This is a genomic window from Bacillus sp. SIMBA_008, from assembly GCF_046535495.1.
GTDB lineage: Bacteria > Bacillota > Bacilli > Bacillales > Bacillaceae > Bacillus > Bacillus subtilis.
In genome coordinates this window covers 1-253 of the sequence record NZ_JAWRWL010000877.1, presented here as the reverse complement: position 1 = coordinate 253, position 253 = coordinate 1, and the positions used below count along the sequence as shown (strand labels likewise).

Annotated in this window: 1 pseudogene; it reads right to left on the bottom strand. The window is 41.1% G+C overall.

Going from position 1 to position 253, the window contains the following annotated elements:
- A pseudogene (locus SB658_RS25860) lies at positions 1-253 on the bottom strand (ATP-binding protein); the annotation flags it as partial.

Below are 253 nucleotides of genomic sequence, written 5' to 3'. Positions count from 1 at the left end.
ATTCGGAATGCCTTGAATGTTAGGGAGCGACGGAGACAGCTTTTTCTGAATGGACACGCCTTTTAAGACCGCCTGAGATTCAACGACCATGATCACTTCTTCGAGCAGAAGATTGACATGTACTGGTTCAAATTTCACCGATTTGCTTCTAGAAAGAACGAGGAATTCATTAATAATCGACTGGAGCCGATTAAACTCTGACATCATCACATCTGCATAATCTTTCTGATACTTCTTACTTTGAATCATCAGC